The organism is Roseomonas sp. TS2 (assembly GCF_058833935.1).
Genome location: NZ_JCACVY010000079.1, coordinates 1 through 18543, shown reverse-complemented (window position 1 = coordinate 18543; position 18543 = coordinate 1). Strand labels below are relative to the sequence as shown.

16 protein-coding genes are annotated in these 18543 nt (G+C 73.3%); 6 read left to right on the top strand and 10 right to left on the bottom strand.

What is annotated here, in order from left to right; all coding sequences use genetic code 11:
- Positions 1–632, bottom strand: a 632-nt coding sequence (locus ACZJYS_RS13765) for a DUF6065 family protein (protein WP_493178983.1), incomplete at its 3' end; no start/stop codon positions are given.
- 59 nt (positions 633–691) lie between these two features.
- Positions 692–1324: an arylsulfatase gene (locus tag ACZJYS_RS13760; protein WP_493178982.1), complete on the bottom strand. Its 633-nt coding sequence runs from the start codon at positions 1322–1324 to the stop codon at positions 692–694.
- 353 nt (positions 1325–1677) lie between these two features.
- Here ACZJYS_RS13760 and ACZJYS_RS13755 point away from each other — a divergent pair, with 353 nt between their 5' ends.
- Positions 1678–3255, top strand: coding sequence for an ABC transporter substrate-binding protein (locus ACZJYS_RS13755; RefSeq protein ID WP_109517693.1), 1578 nt, complete (start codon positions 1678–1680; stop codon positions 3253–3255).
- 43 nt (positions 3256–3298) lie between these two features.
- Here the strand turns inward: ACZJYS_RS13755 and ACZJYS_RS13750 are convergent, their stop codons facing one another.
- Complete coding sequence (locus ACZJYS_RS13750; protein ID WP_109517694.1) at positions 3299–4495, bottom strand: M20 aminoacylase family protein; 1197 nt, start codon at positions 4493–4495, stop codon at positions 3299–3301.
- A gap of 173 nt (positions 4496–4668) precedes the next feature.
- Between ACZJYS_RS13750 and ACZJYS_RS13745 the strand changes: the two genes are divergently transcribed.
- Positions 4669–4986 (top strand): hypothetical protein, encoded by a 318-nt coding sequence (locus tag ACZJYS_RS13745; protein WP_493178977.1) that lies wholly within the window; start codon positions 4669–4671, stop codon positions 4984–4986.
- Between the two features lie 40 nt (positions 4987–5026).
- On the opposite strand, the gene gltX is transcribed toward ACZJYS_RS13745, so the two are convergent.
- Positions 5027–6421: a glutamate--tRNA ligase gene (gltX, locus tag ACZJYS_RS13740; RefSeq protein ID WP_493178975.1), complete on the bottom strand. Its 1395-nt coding sequence runs from the start codon at positions 6419–6421 to the stop codon at positions 5027–5029.
- Between the two features lie 79 nt (positions 6422–6500).
- Here gltX and ACZJYS_RS13735 point away from each other — a divergent pair, with 79 nt between their 5' ends.
- Entirely contained in the window at positions 6501–8678 is a 2178-nt protein-coding gene (locus tag ACZJYS_RS13735) for a ComEC/Rec2 family competence protein (RefSeq protein WP_493178973.1), read from the top strand.
- Between the two features lie 7 nt (positions 8679–8685).
- On the opposite strand, the gene ACZJYS_RS13730 is transcribed toward ACZJYS_RS13735, so the two are convergent.
- Both ACZJYS_RS13730 and ACZJYS_RS13725 read right to left on the bottom strand, forming a co-directional pair.
- Positions 8686–9420 carry a LexA family protein gene (locus ACZJYS_RS13730; RefSeq protein ID WP_109517696.1) on the bottom strand — a complete coding sequence of 245 codons (735 nt, stop codon included), beginning with the start codon at positions 9418–9420 and terminating at the stop codon, positions 8686–8688.
- Between the two features lie 307 nt (positions 9421–9727).
- Positions 9728–10501, bottom strand: a complete 774-nt coding sequence (locus ACZJYS_RS13725; RefSeq protein WP_109517761.1) for a FadR/GntR family transcriptional regulator — start codon at positions 10499–10501, stop codon at positions 9728–9730.
- Between the two features lie 203 nt (positions 10502–10704).
- Between ACZJYS_RS13725 and ACZJYS_RS13720 the strand changes: the two genes are divergently transcribed.
- Both ACZJYS_RS13720 and ACZJYS_RS13715 read left to right on the top strand, forming a co-directional pair.
- Complete coding sequence (locus tag ACZJYS_RS13720) at positions 10705–11907, top strand: amidohydrolase (RefSeq protein WP_493178970.1); 1203 nt, start codon at positions 10705–10707, stop codon at positions 11905–11907.
- Positions 11904–12845 (top strand): nucleoside hydrolase, encoded by a 942-nt coding sequence (locus ACZJYS_RS13715; protein ID WP_493178968.1) that lies wholly within the window; start codon positions 11904–11906, stop codon positions 12843–12845. The genes ACZJYS_RS13720 and ACZJYS_RS13715 overlap by 4 nt, the downstream gene beginning before the upstream one ends.
- 21 nt (positions 12846–12866) lie before the next feature.
- Here the strand turns inward: ACZJYS_RS13715 and ACZJYS_RS13710 are convergent, their stop codons facing one another.
- The 3 genes from ACZJYS_RS13710 to ACZJYS_RS13700 are packed head-to-tail and all read right to left on the bottom strand — an operon-like array spanning position 12867 to position 17198.
- Positions 12867–15803: an ATP-binding protein gene (locus ACZJYS_RS13710; protein ID WP_493178965.1), complete on the bottom strand. Its 2937-nt coding sequence runs from the start codon at positions 15801–15803 to the stop codon at positions 12867–12869.
- 1 nt (position 15804) lies between these two features.
- Complete coding sequence (locus ACZJYS_RS13705; RefSeq protein ID WP_109517763.1) at positions 15805–16902, bottom strand: TRAP transporter substrate-binding protein; 1098 nt, start codon at positions 16900–16902, stop codon at positions 15805–15807.
- Between the two features lie 23 nt (positions 16903–16925).
- Positions 16926–17198 (bottom strand): hypothetical protein, encoded by a 273-nt coding sequence (locus tag ACZJYS_RS13700; RefSeq protein ID WP_109517699.1) that lies wholly within the window; start codon positions 17196–17198, stop codon positions 16926–16928.
- An 87-nt stretch (positions 17199–17285) separates the two neighbouring features.
- On the opposite strand from ACZJYS_RS13700, the gene ACZJYS_RS13695 reads away from it, so the two are divergent.
- Positions 17286–18065 carry a glycerophosphodiester phosphodiesterase gene (locus ACZJYS_RS13695; protein ID WP_493178962.1) on the top strand — a complete coding sequence of 260 codons (780 nt, stop codon included), beginning with the start codon at positions 17286–17288 and terminating at the stop codon, positions 18063–18065.
- A gap of 90 nt (positions 18066–18155) precedes the next feature.
- On the opposite strand, the gene ACZJYS_RS13690 is transcribed toward ACZJYS_RS13695, so the two are convergent.
- Positions 18156–18543: penicillin-insensitive murein endopeptidase (locus tag ACZJYS_RS13690; protein WP_493178960.1), on the bottom strand; the 388-nt coding region annotated here is incomplete at its 5' end.

Genomic DNA, 18543 nt, shown 5'->3' with positions numbered 1-18543 from the left:
CTGTCCGGCTGCTTCAGCGCGGCGTTGAAGCGGCCACGGCCCTCGCTCCAGGCGGCATGGGCGGCGGCCAGCGCCGGGTTGTCGGCCAGCGGCCGGGTTTCGGGGCGGGTGCGGGCCAGCAGGTCCCGCGGCAGCGGGAAGAAGAAGGCCACCGGCTCCCCGGGGCGGAAGCGCACCACATGGTCCGGGCGGGTGAAGCGCCAGTTCATGGTGAAGCTCATCGGTGCCCAGTCGGTCTCGACGAGGCCGGTGAGGGGGGCGATGCCATCCTTCGGCGCATTGGGCGGCCCGCTCACCCACAGCACCTGCCCCGGCGCGGTGCGCAGCAGCATGGGCAGCGGGAAGGTCAGCACGCCGAGGCCGAAATGGCTGGCCGGCGCCAGCCCGCCCGGCTTCAGCACCCGGATCACCACATCCTCCGGCGCCGCGCCGCCATTCCACCAGGCCTCGAAGCCGGTCTGGCCCTGCACCTCCCAGCCATGGCCGTTGGCGGCGGTGAGCGGCAGGCAGCGATAGGCGAAGCCATCGGGCGATTCGTCCATCCAGCCGCGCCGCACGGTGGCGGGGCGCAGCGGCGGCAGGGGATGGCCTTCCAGTTGATGGGCGGTCAGCGGCAGGTCGGGCTCGGACATGGCCGCAGCCTGCCACGCCGCGCCTTACCGGCCGGTTGGCGCCGGCGCTGGCCGGCTTCTCAGGCAGCCAGCAGGCGGCGCAGCTTGCGCACGGCGCTGTCCGGCGTGGTCAGCACCGGCAGGCCGGTGGCCGCCGCCACGGCAGGGGCGGCGCGCGCCAGGCTGAACTGTGCCAGCGCGATGGCATCGCACCCCGCGAGGCTGCGCGCCGCCTCGGCGGCCAGCCGGTCATGCGCCGCCGTGTCGCCCGCGTCGAGCGCGGCCAGCGCGCCTTCGGCCAGGCAGGGCACCACCTCGAGGCCGGGCGGGAATTCGGGCGGCATGGAATCGAGCGTCGGCGCGAAGGTGGCGAGCAGGCCGATGCGCCGGCCCGTGGCGGCCGCCTCCTCGATCATCGCCTCGTTGGGCTTCAGCACCGGCAGGGCGGCGTGGCGCGCGGCCACCGCCTCGATGCAGGGGCCGAAGGCGGAGCAGGTGAACAGGATGCCGCGCGCCCCGGTGCCGACCGCGTAATCCGCCAGGGCCTGGAAGCGCTCGGTCATGTCCGGGGTCAGCGCCCCGTCGCGCGCCAGATCGGCGGAGAGGCTGTCATCCAGCAGGTTCATCGGCCGCGCCTCCGGCCAGAGCCGGGCCAGCGCCGCCTCGATGGGGGGCGGCGAATGCCGCAGGGCGTGGATCAGGGCAAGCCGCATCGCTTCAACCTCGCTGGAAAATCGGCGCAATCGGGGGAGGTGAGCTCGCCGGGGCCAATCCGGCTGCCGAAGGTCCGGCTGCCGAAGGCCCAGGCACCGGAGGTCCGGCCATGCGGCCCTCCTCGAATCCTGGCCATCCCGCTTCGTTCCCGCTCATCCAGGGCAGGAAAGCGGCATTCCATCCTGCCGTCCAGTCGGCCTCCAGGCGCCGCCCCGCGAGCGTGGGCACGGGCTTATGGGCGTTGACAGGGCGGGCGCGTGGCTGGTCCAGTGTCCGGCACGACAAGAAGAATGGCCAACACGGCCGCTGCAAACGGCCCGGGATCTCCGGTGCCGGAACGGGAGCTTTCACGATGCGACGCACCGAACGGGCCGCCGCCGCCCTCCTCGTTTCCCTCGGCCTCGGCGCCGCCGCCATGCCGGCCGGGGCGCAGACCCTGCGCCTGGCGGTGGCCGCGCCCGCCACCTCCTTCGACCCGCACTACCACACGCTGACGCCGAACGCGGCGCTGGCCGACCATGTGTTCGAGAGCTTGATCGACCGCACGCCGGACAGCCGCCCCGTGCCGGGCCTGGCCGAGAGCTGGAAGGCGATCGACGACCTCACCTGGGAGCTGAAGCTGCGCCGTGGCGTGACCTGGCACAATGGCGAGCCCTTCACCGCCGAGGATGTGGTGAACACCCTTGCCCGCGTGCCGAAGGTGGCGAACAGCCCCGGCTCCTACGCCATCTACACCCGCAGCATCACGCGCGTGGAGGTGGTGGACCCGCACACGGTGCGGCTGCACACCGACAAGGTGCACCCGCTGCTGCCCACCGACCTGACGCAGGTGGCGGTGATCTGGCGCGGCCTGGGCGACGAGGTCTCCACCTCCGACTTCAACGGCGGCAAGGCCGCCATGGGCACCGGCCCCTATCGGCTGGAGCGCTACGACCACGGCACCCGCGCCATGTTCGTGCGCAACGATGCCTACTGGGGCGGCCGCCCCACCTGGGAGCGGGTGGACTACCGCATGATCCCGAGCAATGGCGCGCGCGTCGCCGCGCTGCGTGCCGGCGACGTGGACATGATCGACAGCGTGCCGACGCAGGATGTCGCCGGGCTGGAGAAGGAGAGCGGCCTCCACATCTCCCGCGCCAACAGCCTGCGCAGCATCCTGATGCGCTACGACATGCGCGAGCAGACGCCCTATGTCACGGGACCGAACGGCGAGAAGCTGGAGAAGAACCCCTTCCTCGACCGCCGCGTGCGCGAGGCGCTGTCCATCGCCATCAACCGCAAGGGCATCGCCGACCGGGTGATGTCGGGCGCCGCCAACCCGACGGGGCAGATGATGCCGGAAGGCACCTTCGGCTACGCCCCGGACGTGGCGCCGCCGCCCTACGACCCCGCCCGCGCGAAGCGGCTGCTGGCCGAGGCGGGCTTCCCGGACGGGTTGCAGATCACGCTGCTGGCGCCCAACAACCGCTACGTGAACGACTCCATCATCGCGCAGACCATCGGCCAGATGTGGGCGCGCATCGGCGTCAAGCCGGTGGTGGACACCATGCCCTCCTCCGTCTTCTTCTCCCGCACGGCGCAGCAGGACAATTCGATCGCGCTCAGCGGCTGGGCCAATTCGGTGGGCGAGCCCTCGGCCGGCATGCGCGGCCAGTTCGCCACGCGCGACCGCAGCAAGGGCTGGGGCTCGGTCAACCACACGCTCTATTCGAACAAGGAATTCGACGCGCTGCTGACCCGTGCGCTGGAGACGGTGGACGACGAGAAGCGCGAGGCGCTGTTCCAGCAGATGTCCAAGCTGATCGCGGAGGACTTCGCCTATATCCCGCTGCACCACCAGGTGAATCTGTGGGCGCTGCGCGACACGTTGCAGCACACGCCGCGCGCCGACGAGATGACGCGCGCCATGGACGTGAAGCCGCGCGGCTGACGCCTCCGGCGGGGCCAGGCGCCAAGCCCGGCCCCGCCTTCTTTCAGCCCTTCCGGCCGCCCAGCTCCTGCTGCACCAGGCTGACCCAGTAGCCGGCGCCGTAGGGGATGGCGTCGTCGTTGAAGTCGTAGGTCGGCGTGTGCAGCCCCTCGGCGGTGGCGCCGCCCGCGCCCTGGCCCATGAAGATGAAGGCGCCGGGCTTCCGCTCCAGCATGTAGGCGAAATCCTCGCCCCCCGTGACGGGCGGCGCGTCGTCCTGCACCATGCCGGCGCCGACGAGGCTGGCGGCGGCGCTGGCGGCCAGCGCCGTCTGCTCGGCATGGTTCACCAGCGGCGTGCCGTTGCGGCGGTACTCCACCTCGGCCGTGCAGCCGAAGCTGGCGGCCAGCCCCTGCGCCAGCTCGGTCATGCGGCGCTCCATCGTGTCCCGCACGGCGGGGGTGAAGGAGCGCGCCGTGCCGCCGACGCGGATCTCGGCCGGCATCACGTTGGTGGAGCCGAAGGAGCCGCCGGCGATGGCGCCGACGCTGATGACGGCGGAATCGACCGCCGCCACGTTGCGGCTCACCACCGTCTGCAGCGCCATGATGAACTGCGCCTGCAGCACCGTGACGTCGGTCGAGAGATGCGCCGCCGCGCCGCCATGCCCGCCCGTGCCACGGAAGGTGACCACCCAGCGGTCCGGCGCCGCCATGAAGGGGCCGGGGCGGATGCCGAACTGCCCGAGCGGCATCTCCGGCATGTTGTGCAGCCCATAGACGGCATCGACGGGGAAGCGCTCGAACAGCCCGTCCGCCAGCATCGCCTTGGCGCCGCCGCGGCCTTCCTCGGCCGGCTGGAAGATGAACTGCACGGTGCCGCCGAAGTCGCGGTTCTCGGACAGGTACTTCGCCGCGCCGAGCAGCATGGTGGTGTGGCCGTCATGCCCGCAGGCATGCATCAGCCCCTCGTTCACCGAGGCGTAGGGCTTGCCGGTGGCCTCGTGGATCATCAGCGCATCCATGTCGGCACGCAGGCCGATGGCGTGCTGGCCGGGCAGGCGCCCCTTCAACGTGCCCACCACGCCGTGGCGGCCGACCTGCTCGGCGACCTCGAGGCCCCAGCCCCGGAGCTTCTCCGCCACCAGCGCCGCGGTCCGCTTCTCCTCCATGCCGATCTCGGGATGGGCGTGGATGTCCTGCCGGATGGCGGCCAGCTCGGGCTGCATGGCCCGCAGGCGGTTCAGAAGGCTGTCGTTCACGTCGGTCCTACTCCCGGTTGCCCGGCGCGCGGCGGCGGGGGGCCGTCCGCACCTGTCGAAAGCGGCTACATGAACCCGCGCGGCGCCGAGGGAAAGGGCCGGCGCGACACGAAATGCCTGTCGCGCCACCGCATTCCGGCGCATGAACGCCCGCAGCACAGGAGCATGCACCGATGATGGACAAGGACGCGCTGACGGCCTGGGCGCTGAAGAATGGCTGGGAGATGATCGGCGGCCATCCGAGCCTGGCCAAGCCGAGCGCGCCGAAGGAGGCGATCGTGCGGCTGGTGTTCAAGGCGACGGTGGTCAACCTCGAGGTCAAGAAGCCGGCGGGGAAGTGGGAGAAGGTGGGCGGCGACAGCTACGCCAAAGTGGCCGCCCCGGAGGAGCCGGACGGGCTGCCCACCGGCCTCGGCTTCGAGAAGGTGCCCAGCATCACGAAGCTGATGCAGGACAGCCGGGACCGGAAGGTGTTCGCCGCCTTCGGGTGAGGCGGGCAGGGCCGGGCGGCGCGCCGCCCGGCCCGCCGGTTCAGGCGCCGGCGGCGGCGCGCATCCGCGCCAGCGCTTCCTCGCGCCCCAGCGCGAACAGCACCGCGTCGATCGGCGGCGACTGCGTGCTGCCGGTCAGCGCCGCGCGCAGCGGCTGCGCCACGGCACCGAGCTTCATCTCCTTCACCTCGGCATAGTCGCGCAGCCACTTGTCGAGATCGGCACGCTCCCAGGGTGCCTCGGAGAGGAACTCGGCGAGGTCGAGCAGCCGCGCCTTGGCCTCGTCGTTCAGCTGCGCCTGCGCCTTCGGCTCGAAGGTGAGCGGGATGCTGGCGATGGCGAAGCCGCACATGGCGGCCGCCTCCACCAGCGTGCGGGCGCGCGGCTGGATGTCCGGCATCAGCGCGCGGATGGTGGTGGCGGCGCCGCGCGGCAGCGGGCCGTTGCGGCGCAGGATCTCCAGCACCTCGCCCGTCACCGCGTCCGCGTCCTTCTGGCGCAGGTACTGCGCGTTCAGGTGGGTGAGCTTGGCGTAGTCCATACGGCTGGCGGCGCGGCCGACGCCGTCCAGGTCGAACAGTTCGATGGCGCGGTCGCGCGGCACGAACTCCTCGTCGCCATGGCCCCAGCCGAGGCGGAGGAGGTAGTTGCACACCGCCTCCGGCAGGAAACCCTGCTCGCGGAACTCCAGCGCGCCCACCGCGCCGTGGCGCTTGGAGAGCTTGGCGCCGTCCGCGCCGTGGATCAGCGGGATGTGGGCGAAGCGCGGCCGGTGCCAGCCCATCGCGTCATAGACCATCACCTGGCGGAAGGTGTTGGTCAGGTGGTCGTCGCCGCGGATGACATGGGTGATGGCCATGTCGTGGTCGTCCACCACCACGGCGTGCAGGTAGGTGGGCGTGCCGTCCGAGCGCAGGATGATCATGTCGTCCAGCTCGGTGTTCTGCACCCGCACCTCGCCCTGGACGAGGTCATGGATCACCGTCTCGCCCTCGCGCGGGGCCTTGATGCGGATGACGGGCTTCACGCCCGCCGGCGCCTCGGCCGGGTCGCGGTCGCGCCAGCGGCCATCGTAGCGCGGCGGGCGGCCTTCCTTCATGGCCGTCTCGCGCATCTCCGCCAACTCTTCCGGCGTGCAGAAGCACTGGTAGGCCTTGCCTTCGGCCAGCAGCTGGCGGGCCACCTCGGCGTGGCGGGCTTCCTGCGCGGTCTGCATCACCGGCGGCTCGTCCGGGCTGAGGCCGAGCCATTCCAGGCTGTCCAGGATCTGCCGCACCGCTTCCGGCGTGGAGCGGGCGCGGTCGGTGTCCTCGATGCGCAGCAGGTACTGCCCGCCATGGTGGCGCGCGAAGAGGAAGTTGAAGAGGGCGGTGCGCGCCCCCCCGATGTGCAGATACCCGGTCGGGGAGGGGGCGAAACGGGTGCGTACGGTCATTGCTCGGCCAATTCCTTCGAGCCGACGCTTCTACCACCGCCGGGCGCTGCTGTAGAGTGCGCGCAATGGTTGATAAACCGTGACCGTCTTGATCGCCTCCATGCCGGTGCTGCGCGGCTTTGCCGCCTCCTGGCGTCGGGGAGCCTTGCTGGCGGCCCGTCTCGAGGCCCTGCTGGCGCCGGAATGGCAGCGCCTGCCGCTGTGGCTGCCGGTGGCGCTGGGCGCCGGGGTGCTGGCCTATTTCGCCGGGCGGGCGGAGCCGGGGCGGGGCTGGCTCTGGCTGCCCTGGCCGCTGCTGCTGCTGGCGGTGCTGCTGGGCTGGCGCGGCCGGCGGATGGCGGCCTGGCCGGTGGCGCTGGCGGGCATGGCGGCGCTGGGCTTCGCGCTGCCGCTCTGGCATGCCGGGCGCCTGCCGCCGCCGCTGGATCTGCCTTCCCGCGCCGTCATCCTGGAAGGCCAGGTGGATGCCGTGGAGGCCCTGCCGCAGGGCCTGCGCGTGACCCTGGCGGCGCCGCGCCTGGATGGCGCCGAGCCCCTGCCGCGCTGGCTGCGCGTGCGGCTGCGGGCGAATGATCCGCTGCGCCCCATCCCCGGCGACCGCATCCGCCTGCGCGCGCTGCTGCGTGCGCCCTCCGCCCCAGCCTATCCCGGCGCCTGGGATTTCCAGCGGGAGGCCTTCTTCAAGGGGCAGGGCGGCTCCGGCTTCGCCCTCGGCCCGGCCGAAAGGCTGGCGGAATCCGGGGCGCCGCAGCCTTTCGCCGCGCTGCGCGCCGGGATCGAGCAGCGGGTGATGGCGGCGCTGCCGGGCGGAGCCGGGGCCATTTCCGCCGCGCTGCTGACCGGTGGGCAGAGCGCCATCCCCCCCGCCGACATCGTGGCGATGCGCGATTCCGGGCTGGCGCACCTGCTCTCCGTCTCGGGCCTGCACATCGCCATCGTCATGGGGCTCGGCTTTGGCGTGCTGCGCTTTGGCGTGGCGCTGTGGCCCTGGCTGGCGCTGCGGGTGGAGGGCACGCGGATCGCCGCACCCGGCAGCCTGGCGCTCGGTGGCGCCTACCTGCTGCTGACCGGGGCGCAGGTGCCGATGCAGCGCAGCTTCGCCATGGCCGCGCTGGTGACGCTGGGCCTGCTGGTGGGCCGGCGGGCGCTCTCGCTGCGGGCGCTGGCGGTGGCGGTGGCGGTGGTGCTGGCCTTCAACCCGGCCTCGCTGCTCGGCCCCTCCTTCCAGATGAGCTTCGCCGCCGTGCTGGTGCTCATCGCCGGGGCTGAGGCGATGGCGCCCTGGCTGGCGCGCCTGCGTGCCGCGCCCGGCTGGTGGCGGCGGCCGGCGGTGCTGCTGCTGGGCATGCTGGCCACCTCGCTGCTGGCCGGCATCGCCACCAGCCCCTATGGCCTGCACCATTTCGGCCGGCTGCAGCTCTATGGCGTGGTGGCCAACATGGTGGCGGTGCCGCTCACTTCCTTCCTGGTGATGCCGGCGGGGCTGGTGGCGCTTCTGCTGATGCCGCTGGGCCTGGAAGCCTGGGCGCTGGCGCCGATGGGCTGGGGGGTGGAGGCGGTGCTGCTGGTGGCGCGCGGCGTGGCCGCCTGGCCCGGCGCCGCGCTCCAGGCCACGCCGATGCCGGGCTGGGGGCTGCTGCTCGCTTCCGCAGGGCTGGTCTGGCTGTGCCTGTGGCGCGCGCGGTGGCGGCTGCTGGGCCTGCCCATGCTGGCGGCGGGGCTGGCCAGCGGCGCCTTCGTCACGCCGCCGGACCTGCTGGTCTCGGCCGACGCGAAGCTGATCGCGCTGCGGACCCCGGCGGGGGTGGTGGTGCAGAAGGCCAGCGGCGGCTCGACCTTCGTGCGGGATGCCTGGCTGCGCGGCTGGGGGGAGGATGAGGCGGACACCCTGCGCGATGGCGAGGCCGCCACCCCCGGGCTGGACTGCACGCCGCAGGCCTGCCGCTTCCAACCCTATCCGGAGGGGCCCGTGGCCCTGCTGTTGCGCGCGCCGAAGCCGCGCCGGAACGAGACGGCGCCGCCGCTGCTGGCCGCGCCGCATTGCGCCACGGGCGCCGCGCTGCTGGTGGCGGCGGAGCCGATCCGCGGCCGCTGCCCGGGCACGCCCTGGGTGGACCGCTTCAGCGTCTGGCGGGATGGGCCGCATGCCGTCTGGCTGCGGCCGGGCGGGGCGCCGCGGGTGGTCTCGGACCGCGCCTGGCGGGGGGCGCGGCCCTGGGTGCCGCCGCCGCCCCGTCCGCGCGCAGCCGCGCCGTAGCGCCGCCTCAGTAGCGGCGCAGCAGCCCCACCAGCCGGCCCTGCACCTTCACCCGGTCCGGCCCGAAGATGCGGGTCTCGTAGCGCGGGTTGGCGGCCTCCAGCGCGATGGAGTTGTTGCGGCGGCGCAGGCGCTTCAGCGTCACCTCCGCATCGTCCACCAGCGCCACCACCACGTCGCCGCTGTCGGCGGTATCGCCCCGGCGGATGATCACCGTGTCGCCATCCAGGATGCCGGCCTCGATCATCGAATCGCCGGACACCTCCAGCGCATAGTGCTCGCCGCTGCCCAGCAGCCCGGCCGGCACGCCGACATTGGTGCCCTGGTCGCGCAGCGCCTCGATCGGCTGGCCGGCGGCGATGCGGCCATAGAGCGGCAGGCTCACCGCCGCCGCCTCGTTCGCGCCCTTGGCCACGCCGGCCAGGTTGGAGGCGAAATTGCCGCGGATAACATTGGCCGCGAAGCCCGGCCGGGGCGGCGCGGCCTCCTCCGGCTGGAGGATGGGCGGCAGGGGGGCGGGCGCCACGCCTTCCGGCAGGCGGATCACCTCCAGCGCGCGGGCCCGGTGCGCGCGGCGGCGCAGGAAGCCGCGCTCCTCCAGCGCCGTGATCAGGCGGTGGATGCCGGATTTGGAGCGCAGCTTCAGCGCGTCCTTCATCTCCTCGAAGGAGGGCGAGAAGCCGGTGCTGCGCAGGTGCCGGTCGATGAACATCAGCAACTCGTGTTGCTTGCGCGTCAGCATTGGAGGGCTCCCTGCAGCCAGAACAGTGTCGCGAACAAAGCGGCAACCATTCGGGTGTTCTACGAAGGTTCCAATACGTTGGTCAACAAGCGAATGCCGTATTTTCCGCCACTTGGTCCCGATGGCTGAGGTGCAGGTCGGCGCGGCGGCACTGACGTCGGCGTGGCGGAGCCGGGCGGAGGCGGGGCAGGAAGTGTTCTTCTTCCTGAAGTCCTTCCCGGATCTTCCGCAGCGGTCTCAGAAAGGCCGCCTTTCGCGTTGTTCCTGAAGCTTTCCTGCCCGCATGCTGCTGACGGGGCGCATGCCCTCAGCCACGTTCGGACAAGGCGAGCTGTCCCGCCAGGCGGGCGTAGCGGTCGCGGCTTGCCGTCAGGTGGCGGCGCATGGCGGAACGCGCGGCAGCCGCCTGGCCGGCGGCGATGGCAGCGGCGATTCGCGCATGTTCCTCCCGCACCCGCACCAAATAGGCGGTGCGCGCCGAGGGCTCCTCCATATAGGGCCGCACCGTCTGGCGCGGGATCAGCATGGGCCCCAGGAACTCCAGGAAGCGCGGGAAGAAGCTGTTGCCCGTGGCGGCGAAGATGGCGCGGTGGAACTCCAGGTCCTGCGTCACCGCGCTCTCGCCCGCATCCACCGCCCGGTCGAACACGGCGGCGGCCTGGGTGATGCGCTCCAGCGCCGCCGGATCGCGCCTCTCGGCCGCCAGCCCGGCCGCCTCGGTCTCAATGGCGATACGCAGTTCAATGACTTGCAGAACGTCGTTGAGAGAGCGCATCTCGCCCGGATCGATGCGGACCTGGCCACGCGCCGCCGGGTCGGCCACGAAAGCGCCGACGCCCTGGCGCGTCAGGACCAGCCCCTCGGCGCGCAGCGCGGCCACGGCCTCGCGCACCACGGTGCGGGAGACGCCGGCCTGCCGCATCAGCGCCTGCTCGGTGGGGAGGCGGTCGCCGGGGCGCAGCCGCCCGGCCCGGATCTCGGCGGCCAGCCGGCGGACGAGCTCCGCCGTCAGGTTGGCCGGCGGCGAGAGCGGTGCCAGCTCGATCCCAGGCGTGGCTTCAGCCTCGCTGCGTCCGTCCATGATGATGGCCTCCTCCTCCGGCCGTTCCGGCCAGGACGTCATCTTATCATATGAGAGAGTCGGCGGCGAGGGCACCCCATCGGCCGAAACCGCTTGCTTGCCGCATTCCCCTCTCCGGAGCAATGCCGGGGGGGCGGTGTGGCCGGGCGCGGCGGCCGGTGGCATGGTGGCCGGCCCATTCCGCCGCAGCCCGCAGGAGCCGCATGCCCACGCCCGAGGACCTCGCCCCGCTCGCCCCCGCCATGACCGCCTGGCGCCGCGACCTGCACGCCCATCCGGAGCTGGGCTTCGAGGAGCACCGCACCGCCGCCTTCGTCGCCGCCGAGCTGCGCGCCGCCGGCATCGAGACGGCGGAAGGGCTGGCCGGCACCGGCGTGGTCGGCACGCTGCGTGGCCAGGGCGGCGGCGCGGAGGGCGGCAGGGGCGGCAACCGCGCCATCGCGCTGCGGGCCGACATGGACGCGCTGGCCATGACCGAGGCCACCGGGGCGCCCTATGCCTCCACCGTGCCCGGCCGGATGCACGCCTGCGGCCATGACGGCCATACCGCCATGCTGCTCGGCGCCGCGAAGTGGCTGGCGGCCAACCGGCACCGCTTCGCCGGCACGGTGCACCTGGTGTTCCAGCCGGCCGAGGAATCGCGGGGCGGCGGCCAGCGCATGGTGGCGGAGGGGCTGTTCACGCGCTTCCCGGCCGACGCGGTCTATGCGCTGCACAACCTGCCGGGCCTGCCACTCGGCCATGTCGCCGTGCCGAAGGGGCCGGTGCTGGCCTCCTCCGACACCTGGGAAGCCGTGTTCCGTGGCCGCGGCACCCATGGCGCCAAGCCGCATCTGGGCACCGACGCCACGCTGGCGGCGGCGCAGTTCGTCGCCGCCCTGCATTCCATCGTGGCGCGCGAGCTGGACCCGATGGGGGTGGGGGTGGTCAGCGTCGGCCACATGGCGGCGGGCCACCCGGAGGCGCCGAACGTCATCCCGGCCGAGGTGCGCCTGCGCGGCACCGCCCGCGCCCTCACCGCCGCCAACCGCGACCTGCTGGAGCGCCGCATCGGCGGCATCGCGCGCGGCATGGCGGCCACGCACGGGGTGGCGGTGGAGTATGCCTACACCCGCCGCCTGGGCCCGACGGTGAACCATCCGGCGCAGGCGGCGCTGATGCACCGCGCCGCCATCGCCACGGTGGGTGCGGCCGCCGCGCTGGACGACTACCCGGCCATCACCGCCGGCGAGGATTTCTCCGCCATGCTGGAGGTCCGGCCCGGCGCCTATGCCTGGCTCGGCACCGGCGCGCCCGCCCACCCCGAGGGCTACCACCACAACCCGCATTTCGACTTCAACGACGATGCCCTGGCCGCCGGTGCCGCCTTCCTGGCCAGCATCGTCGAGACGGAGCTGCCCGCATGACCGCCGCACCGCGCACCATCCTGCTGGATTGCGACCCCGGCACGGATGACGCCATCGCGCTCTGGCTGGCGCTTGCGTCGCCGGAGATCGACCTGCGGCTCGTCACCGTGGCGGGCGGCAATGTGGGGCTGGAGAAGACCCTGCCCAACGCCCGCGCCGTGCTGGGGCTGGCCGGTGCGCGGGGAAGCGCCGTGCCAGTGGTGGGCGGCGCCGACCGGCCGCTGGTCGGCGCCTTCCGCTCGGAAACCCAGGTGCATGGCGAGGACGGGCTGGGCGGCGTGGTGCTGCCCGAGGGGCCGGCCGCCGCCCCCGGCCTCGCCGCCGACGTGCTGCGCGAGAGGCTGCGCGCGGCGCCGCCGGAGAGCGTCACGCTGGTGGGGCTGGGGCCGGCCACCAACCTGGCGCTGGCCCTGGCCACCGAGCCGGCGCTGGCCGGGCGGGTGGCGGAGATCGTGCTGATGACCGGCGCGGTGGGCGAGGGGAACTGGACCCCCGCCGCCGAGTTCAACGCCGCCATGGACCCCGAGGCGCTGGCCGTGCTGCTCGGCTGCGGCCGGCCCGTCACGCTGGCCACGCTGGACCTCACCGCCCAGGCGCTGGTGACGCCGGCGCGCGTCGCCGCCCTGCGCGCCCGGGGCGGCGGCCGCTGCCTGCGGGCGGCGGCCGACATCCTCGCCGCCCTGCCGCCCTCCCGCCGGTTCGACGGGCGCGGCGCGCCGCTGCACGACCCCTGCGCCGTGGCCTGGCTGGTGGCGCCGGCGCTGTTCACGCACCGCCCCGTCTCCGCCGCCGTGGTGCTGGAAGGGCCGGACCGTGGCCGCACCCGCATCGACCGCTGGCAGCGCGGCCCGGCCCCGGCCAATGCCCGGCTGCTGGAGCGGCTGGACGCCGACGCCTTCTTCGCCCTGCTCGGGGAGCGCCTGGCCACCCTGGGCTGAACGCCGCCGCCGGCGGAGCGCTCAGCCCTCCGCGGCGGGCTCGACCATGGGGTGGCCGAATTGCTGGGTCACCCAGCCGCGCAGCGCCGGCACCGTGGCGTCCAGCGTGGCCTGCACCCGGGCCAGCGGCTCGTTGAGGGAACCGGACTGCGCCACGGCGCGCTGCAGATCCTCCAGCGCCCGCGACAGGCGCCGCGCCCCGATGGTGCGGGCAACGCCCAGCAGGCGGTGCGCGGTGGGGCGGATCTCGCTCACGTCCAGCGTGTGCAGCAGCGTCGCCACGCTTTCCTGGCCGCGCCCCAGCTCGGCCACGAACTCCCACAGCACGGCGCTCGCCGCCGGGCCGAGATCCGCGGCCAGTGCGGCGCAGGCGGAGGTGTCGACCAGCACGGCCTGCTCCAGCGCCCCGTCCACCTGCGGCGTGGCGCCGGGGCGGGTGCGCCGGTCGTCGGCGTATTGCTGCACCAGGCGCAGCAGCGTCTCGCGGTCGATCGGCTTGGCCAGATGGCCATCCATGCCGGCGGCGCGGCAGGCCTCCACCTGCTCCGGCATCGCCGAGGCGGTGACGGCGATCACCGGCACGCGGCCGCGCGGCGGCGGCAGGGCGCGGATGCGGCGGGTGGCCTCCAGCCCGTCCATCACCGGCATCTGCAGGTCCATCAGCACCAGGTCGAACTCGCCCTGCTGCACGGCCGACAGCGCCACCGCGCCATCCTCGACGCAGGTGACGTGGTGCCCGGCACTGGTGAGCATGGCGCGGGCCACCAGCCGGTTTGCCGGCACGTCGTCCGCCACCAGCACCTGCAGCGGCATCCGGCTGGCGGTGTCGGACTCGGCCGGCGCCGGCCCGGCATTGCCGGGCGGAGAGTGGGCGGGCGCGGGCAGGGCGGTGGGCAGCGGCAACTCCACCCAGAAGGTGGCGCCCTGGCCCGGCGGGCTATCGCAGCCGATGCGGCCGCCCATCAGCTCCGCCAGCTGCGCCGCGATCGCCAGGCCCAGCCCGGTGCCGACGCCACCTTCCGGCGTCTGCGCGCCGGGGCTGGCGAGCTGCACGAAATCGCGGAACAGCAGGTGCTGCTGCTCGGGCGGCACGCCGGGGCCGGTATCCTCCACCTCGAGGCGGATGCCGTCCGCGCCGGGGAGGGACCGCGCCCGCAGCGTCACCCGGCCGCCGGAGGGCGTGAACTTCACCGCGTTGGAAAGCAGGTTCAGGATCAGCTGGCGCAGCCGCATGGCGTCCACCAGCACGCTGGCGGGCGTGCCTGGCGCCAGCTCCAGCGCGAAGCGCAGCGATTTCCGCTGCACCTCCGGCGTCAGCAGCGCGGCGCTGCGCTCCAGCAGCGGCATCAGCTCGGTGGGGGTGGGGTGCAGCTCCAGCCGGCCGGCGGCGATCTTGGAGAGGTCGAGCAGCCCGTTCACCAGCTCCAGCAGGTGGCGCGCGGCCTCGTGCAGGGTGCGCAGCTGGTCGCGCTGGTCGGCGGCCAGGCGCGGGTCGTTCAGCAGCACCTGGGCGAAGCCCAGGATGCCGTTCAGCGGCGTGCGCAGCTCATGGCTCATCCGCGCCAGGAACTGGCTCTTGGCCTCGCCGGCGGCGGCGGCGGCGTCGCGCGCGGTGGCCAGCTCCTCCATCGCCTGCTTCAGCTCGGTGATGTCGGTGCGGATGCCCACCGTGCCGCCGCCCGGCGTCGCCCGCTCGGTGATCAGCACCCAGCGCCCGTCGGGCAGCAGCCGCTCCATCGGCGGGTTGTTGCCGCGGTGCCAGCGGCGCATCTCGGCCAGGAAGGCCTGCAGGTCGTCGCCCGCCTGCGGGTACTGGCCGCGCAGGAAGCCCTCCCGCATGATGTCCTCGAAATGCGCGCCGGGCTCGATGAAGGGCGCGCTGACGCGGTAGAAATCCTTGTAGCGCGCATTACAGGCGATGAGCCGGTCGTTCGCGTCCCACATGACGAAGCCGTCCGTCATGGAGTCCAGCGCATTCTCCAGCGTGGCGCGCCAGCGGATGCGCTCGGCCTCCACCTTCTCGCGCTGCCGCATCGCCATCGCCAGCGCGCCCCCAAGCGCTGCCACAAGGGCGGCGAAGCCGAGGGAGATCACCATCGCGCGGAAGCGTTCCTTCTCCCACTCGGCCAGGGCGGCGGAGAGCTTCATGCTCGCCGAGAGCGACAGGGCAGGGTAGAGCAGCGGCCGCACCGCCGAGATGACGCGCCCATTCTCGAAGCGGCTGTTCATCTCGGTGGCCGCGGTGCCGGTGGCTTCCTGCAGCCGCTGCGCCGCGCCAGGGCTGAGCCGCGTGCCGATGCGCGTCTCGTCATGCGGCAGGCTGGCCAGCAGCGTGCCGTCGTCGCGCTCCAGCGTGATGCGCAGACCCGCCCCTTCGCCGCCTACGGCCAGCAGCGTGCCGAGCACCGGCACCGGCATCTCCGCCACGGCCAGCAGCAGCCCATGGCCCGGCAGCGCGACCCGGCGCGCCATGAAGAGCGACCACTCCCCGGTGGCGGGGTTGCGGAACGGCCCGCCGATCAGCACGGCGCCCGGGCGCGGCGCGCTTTCGAAGAAGCTCTTGTCCAGTGCCAGCGGCAGCGGGCGGCGGCGCGAGACGGCGAGGCCGGTGGCCAGCGGCACCCCGTCCGGCCGCACCAGCAGGATGTCGCGGAAGGTGAAGTTCTGGTTGTTCAGCTCGCGCAGGATGCGGTCGAGCAGGGCGCTGTCCAGGCCGCCATTCGTGGCGAGCGGCGTGATGATGGCGGGCAGCCCCGCCAGCACCGCGTCCACCTGCACGAAGTTGCGGTTCAGCGAGGCCTCGACGGCGCGCGCCACGCGCTGGACGGTGTCGCTGGCCACGCCGATGGCCGCCTCGCGGGAGCGGCCGATCAGCATGGCCGTGGCGAACCACTGCGCAAGCAGCAGGGCAACCGCGGCCAGCAGAATGGCCAGCCGGATCCGTCGGAATTGCAGCATGTCAGTCGGGCCGGGTCAGGATGCCCAGCGAGGGCCCCAGATAGGTATTCCAGGCACTGGAGCAGCTTTCGCCGCAGCGGTCGATCCAGCGGGGCAGCACCGTCTCGATCAGCAGCTGGCGGCGGCGCTGCTGGTCGGCCGGCGTCACCGGCACCACCGTCATGCGGCCGGGCCGCCCGGTGGTGCAGCCGGGCCGGCCGGCGCTGCAGTCGAGGCCCTCGCCCGTCTGCTGCGCGGCGGCGTCCCAGATGGAGGTCTCCAGTTCCGCCAGCCCCTGCCGGATGGTCTCCCGCAGATCGGCCGGCAGCGAGTCCCAGGTCGCCTTGTTGGCGCCGAACATCGAGACGCCCCAGGTCAGCGCCATGCTGTGCACATGGCTCGTCACCTCGTGCAGCCCGACGGTGTAGCCGGAGAGGGTGCCGGTGACGGCGCATTCCACGACGCCCGCCCGCAGCGCCGCCACGGTGTCGGCGAAGGGGATCACCACGGAGGTGGCGCCGAGCGCCTCGAACATCTCCGCCTGCCCCACCGAGGAGGTCCGCACCCGCCGCCCGGAGAGATCGCTGAGGCCGTTGAAGGGCCGCGTGCACCAGGTGACCTGCGCGGGGTAGGTGTAGATCGAGAGCAGCTCGACCCCGTAGCGCTCCTGCAGGATGTCGCGCAGGTGCGGGCGGTAGAGGCGCACCGTCTCGCGCAGCCGGCCGATATCCGGGTTGAGCGCCGGCAGGTCGACCGCGTTGAACTCCGGCTCCTCGCTGGAGACGACGGCGACGAGCGCGGTGCCGAAGGGAACGACGCCGAGCCGCATCAGCGGCAGCACCTCCTCGGCGCGGAAGCCGGCGCGGTCGAACGGTGTGATCTCGGCCGTGACGCGGCCCTTGGTCAGTTCCGTGACGCGGTGGCGCCAGAACGGCTCCTCGTACCGGGTGTACTGCGACACGCCGGCCAGGCCGCCCACCACCTTCAGGGTGATGGTCTCCTGCGGTTCGGCCGCCAGCGGGGGCGTGCACAGGGCGGGCGTGCAGAGGGAAAGCGCCAGGCCCAGCGCGGCCATCGCGGGGCGGAACGGACGGCGGCGCGGGGCGCGGCGCGCGAGCATGGCCGGCCCGGCCGCGCGCGGCTTCAAGCCAGCCTGGTGCGCAGCCACTCGCCGGCCTCCGCTGAGAGGCCATCCCAGTTGGCGCTGGTGACCGGCGCGACGAGCAGGGCGCCATCCAGGCCCGCCCGGCGCATCGCACCCTTCAGATGCTCCACCAGGTAGCGCGCCGAAACCGCGCTTTCCACCAGGAGCGAGCCAGGAAGGGCGAGGTGCGACTCCGCCAGTTGCCATACGGCGTCCTCCAGCGCGAGGGCGCCATCGGGCGACTGATCGTGGGCAACCAACAGCAGGGGCATGTCACGACCTCCCGGAGAGCTTCAACCAATGATACAAGGCTGCACACCGTTGCGCCAGAAGCCATGCTGCGGCAGAGAAGCGTAGCCATGACCGAACCCGCCCCCCGAACGGCCGCTCCGGCCGGCGCCGGCACCGCCATCGTCAGCCATCGCGGCGGCGCCTTCCTCTGGCCCGAGAACAGCCTCGAAGCCTTCCGCAACACCCTCTCCCTGGCTGTGGAGCAGGCGGAGTGCGACGTGCACCTCTCGGCCGACGGCGTGCCGGTGGTGATCCACGACGCGACGCTGAACCGCACCACGGAGGGCGACGGCCCCGTGGCGGCACGCCCGGCGGCGGATCTGGCCGCGACGCGGCTGCGCGGGGCCGGGGCGGGGGGTGCCCGCGTGCCGTTGCTGGCCGATGTGGCGGCGCTGTTCCGGGACCGTTCGATGCAACTCCAGGTGGAGCTGAAGACGGCCCCCGGCGTGGCGCCGGACCCGGCCCTGCTGCCCCGCACCCTCGCTGTTCTGGATGCCGCCGGCATCCGCCCGCAGAGCCGCATCATCGCCTTCGAGGCGACGCTGGCGGCGGCGGCGACGCAGGCTGGCGGGCTCGCGGGAGTCATCTGGCTGTTCGAGCCGGCCGTGCTGCGGCAGATCGGCGCCGAGGGCGTGATCGGCGTCGCCCGCGCCTACGGGTTCGACATGGTGGAGACGCATGTCGCCGCCCTCGATGACGGGCTGATGCGCAAGCTGCGCGCGGCCGGGCTGAAGGTGGGGGTGTGGGGCGCCAACCATGCCGCCAGCATCGAGCGCGCCCTGGCCCTGGGCGTGGATGCGATGGCCACGGATGATCCGGTGCTGGCCCTGCGCCTGCGCGGCTGCTGACAGGCTGCCGGCGACAAGGCTGCCGGCAAGGCCGCGGATCCTGCCGGGAGGCAGGATCAAGAAAGCGCCACAAGCCGTTGATTACAAAATTTAAGGCGCAGCCAGGATGTCGGTGCAGGCGGCCGGCAGCGCGGGTGGCGGCGCCGGCTTGCCGGGGCGCGGCGCGGGCTGGCGGGCCTCGGGCGTGAACCACCAGGCCAGGCTGGAATCGCATCCGTCGCCGGGCGGCACCGGCGCCTGGGGCTGGCAGCCCGGCTGGCCTTCCGGGCAATGCAGCCGGATGTGGAAGTGTGAATCATGACCCCGCCAGGGCCGCACGCGGCGCAGCCAGGCGGCGCCCGGCATGGCCTCGCACAGCGCCTGCTTGATCGCCGGGTTGACGAAGATGCGGTCCACCGCCGGGTGCTCCGCGGCGAGGCGGATCAGCAGCGCATGGGCCGGCGTGAAGCGCGCGGGGTCCACGCGCATCCCGTCCTCC

Coding starts and splice junctions, on each gene's coding strand:
- ACZJYS_RS13760 (WP_493178982.1), bottom strand. CDS start 1,324: ATGCGGCTTGCCCTGATCCACGCCCTGCGGCATTCGCCGCCCCCCATC.
- gltX (WP_493178975.1), bottom strand. CDS start 6,421: ATGACCGTACGCACCCGTTTCGCCCCCTCCCCGACCGGGTATCTGCAC.
- ACZJYS_RS13755 (WP_109517693.1), top strand. CDS start 1,678: ATGCGACGCACCGAACGGGCCGCCGCCGCCCTCCTCGTTTCCCTCGGC.
- ACZJYS_RS13715 (WP_493178968.1), top strand. CDS start 11,904: ATGACCGCCGCACCGCGCACCATCCTGCTGGATTGCGACCCCGGCACG.
- ACZJYS_RS13710 (WP_493178965.1), bottom strand. CDS start 15,803: ATGCTGCAATTCCGACGGATCCGGCTGGCCATTCTGCTGGCCGCGGTT.
- ACZJYS_RS13705 (WP_109517763.1), bottom strand. CDS start 16,902: ATGCTCGCGCGCCGCGCCCCGCGCCGCCGTCCGTTCCGCCCCGCGATG.
- ACZJYS_RS13695 (WP_493178962.1), top strand. CDS start 17,286: ATGACCGAACCCGCCCCCCGAACGGCCGCTCCGGCCGGCGCCGGCACC.
- ACZJYS_RS13700 (WP_109517699.1), bottom strand. CDS start 17,198: ATGCCCCTGCTGTTGGTTGCCCACGATCAGTCGCCCGATGGCGCCCTC.
- ACZJYS_RS13725 (WP_109517761.1), bottom strand. CDS start 10,501: ATGGACGGACGCAGCGAGGCTGAAGCCACGCCTGGGATCGAGCTGGCA.
- ACZJYS_RS13745 (WP_493178977.1), top strand. CDS start 4,669: ATGATGGACAAGGACGCGCTGACGGCCTGGGCGCTGAAGAATGGCTGG.
- ACZJYS_RS13720 (WP_493178970.1), top strand. CDS start 10,705: ATGCCCACGCCCGAGGACCTCGCCCCGCTCGCCCCCGCCATGACCGCC.
- ACZJYS_RS13730 (WP_109517696.1), bottom strand. CDS start 9,420: ATGCTGACGCGCAAGCAACACGAGTTGCTGATGTTCATCGACCGGCAC.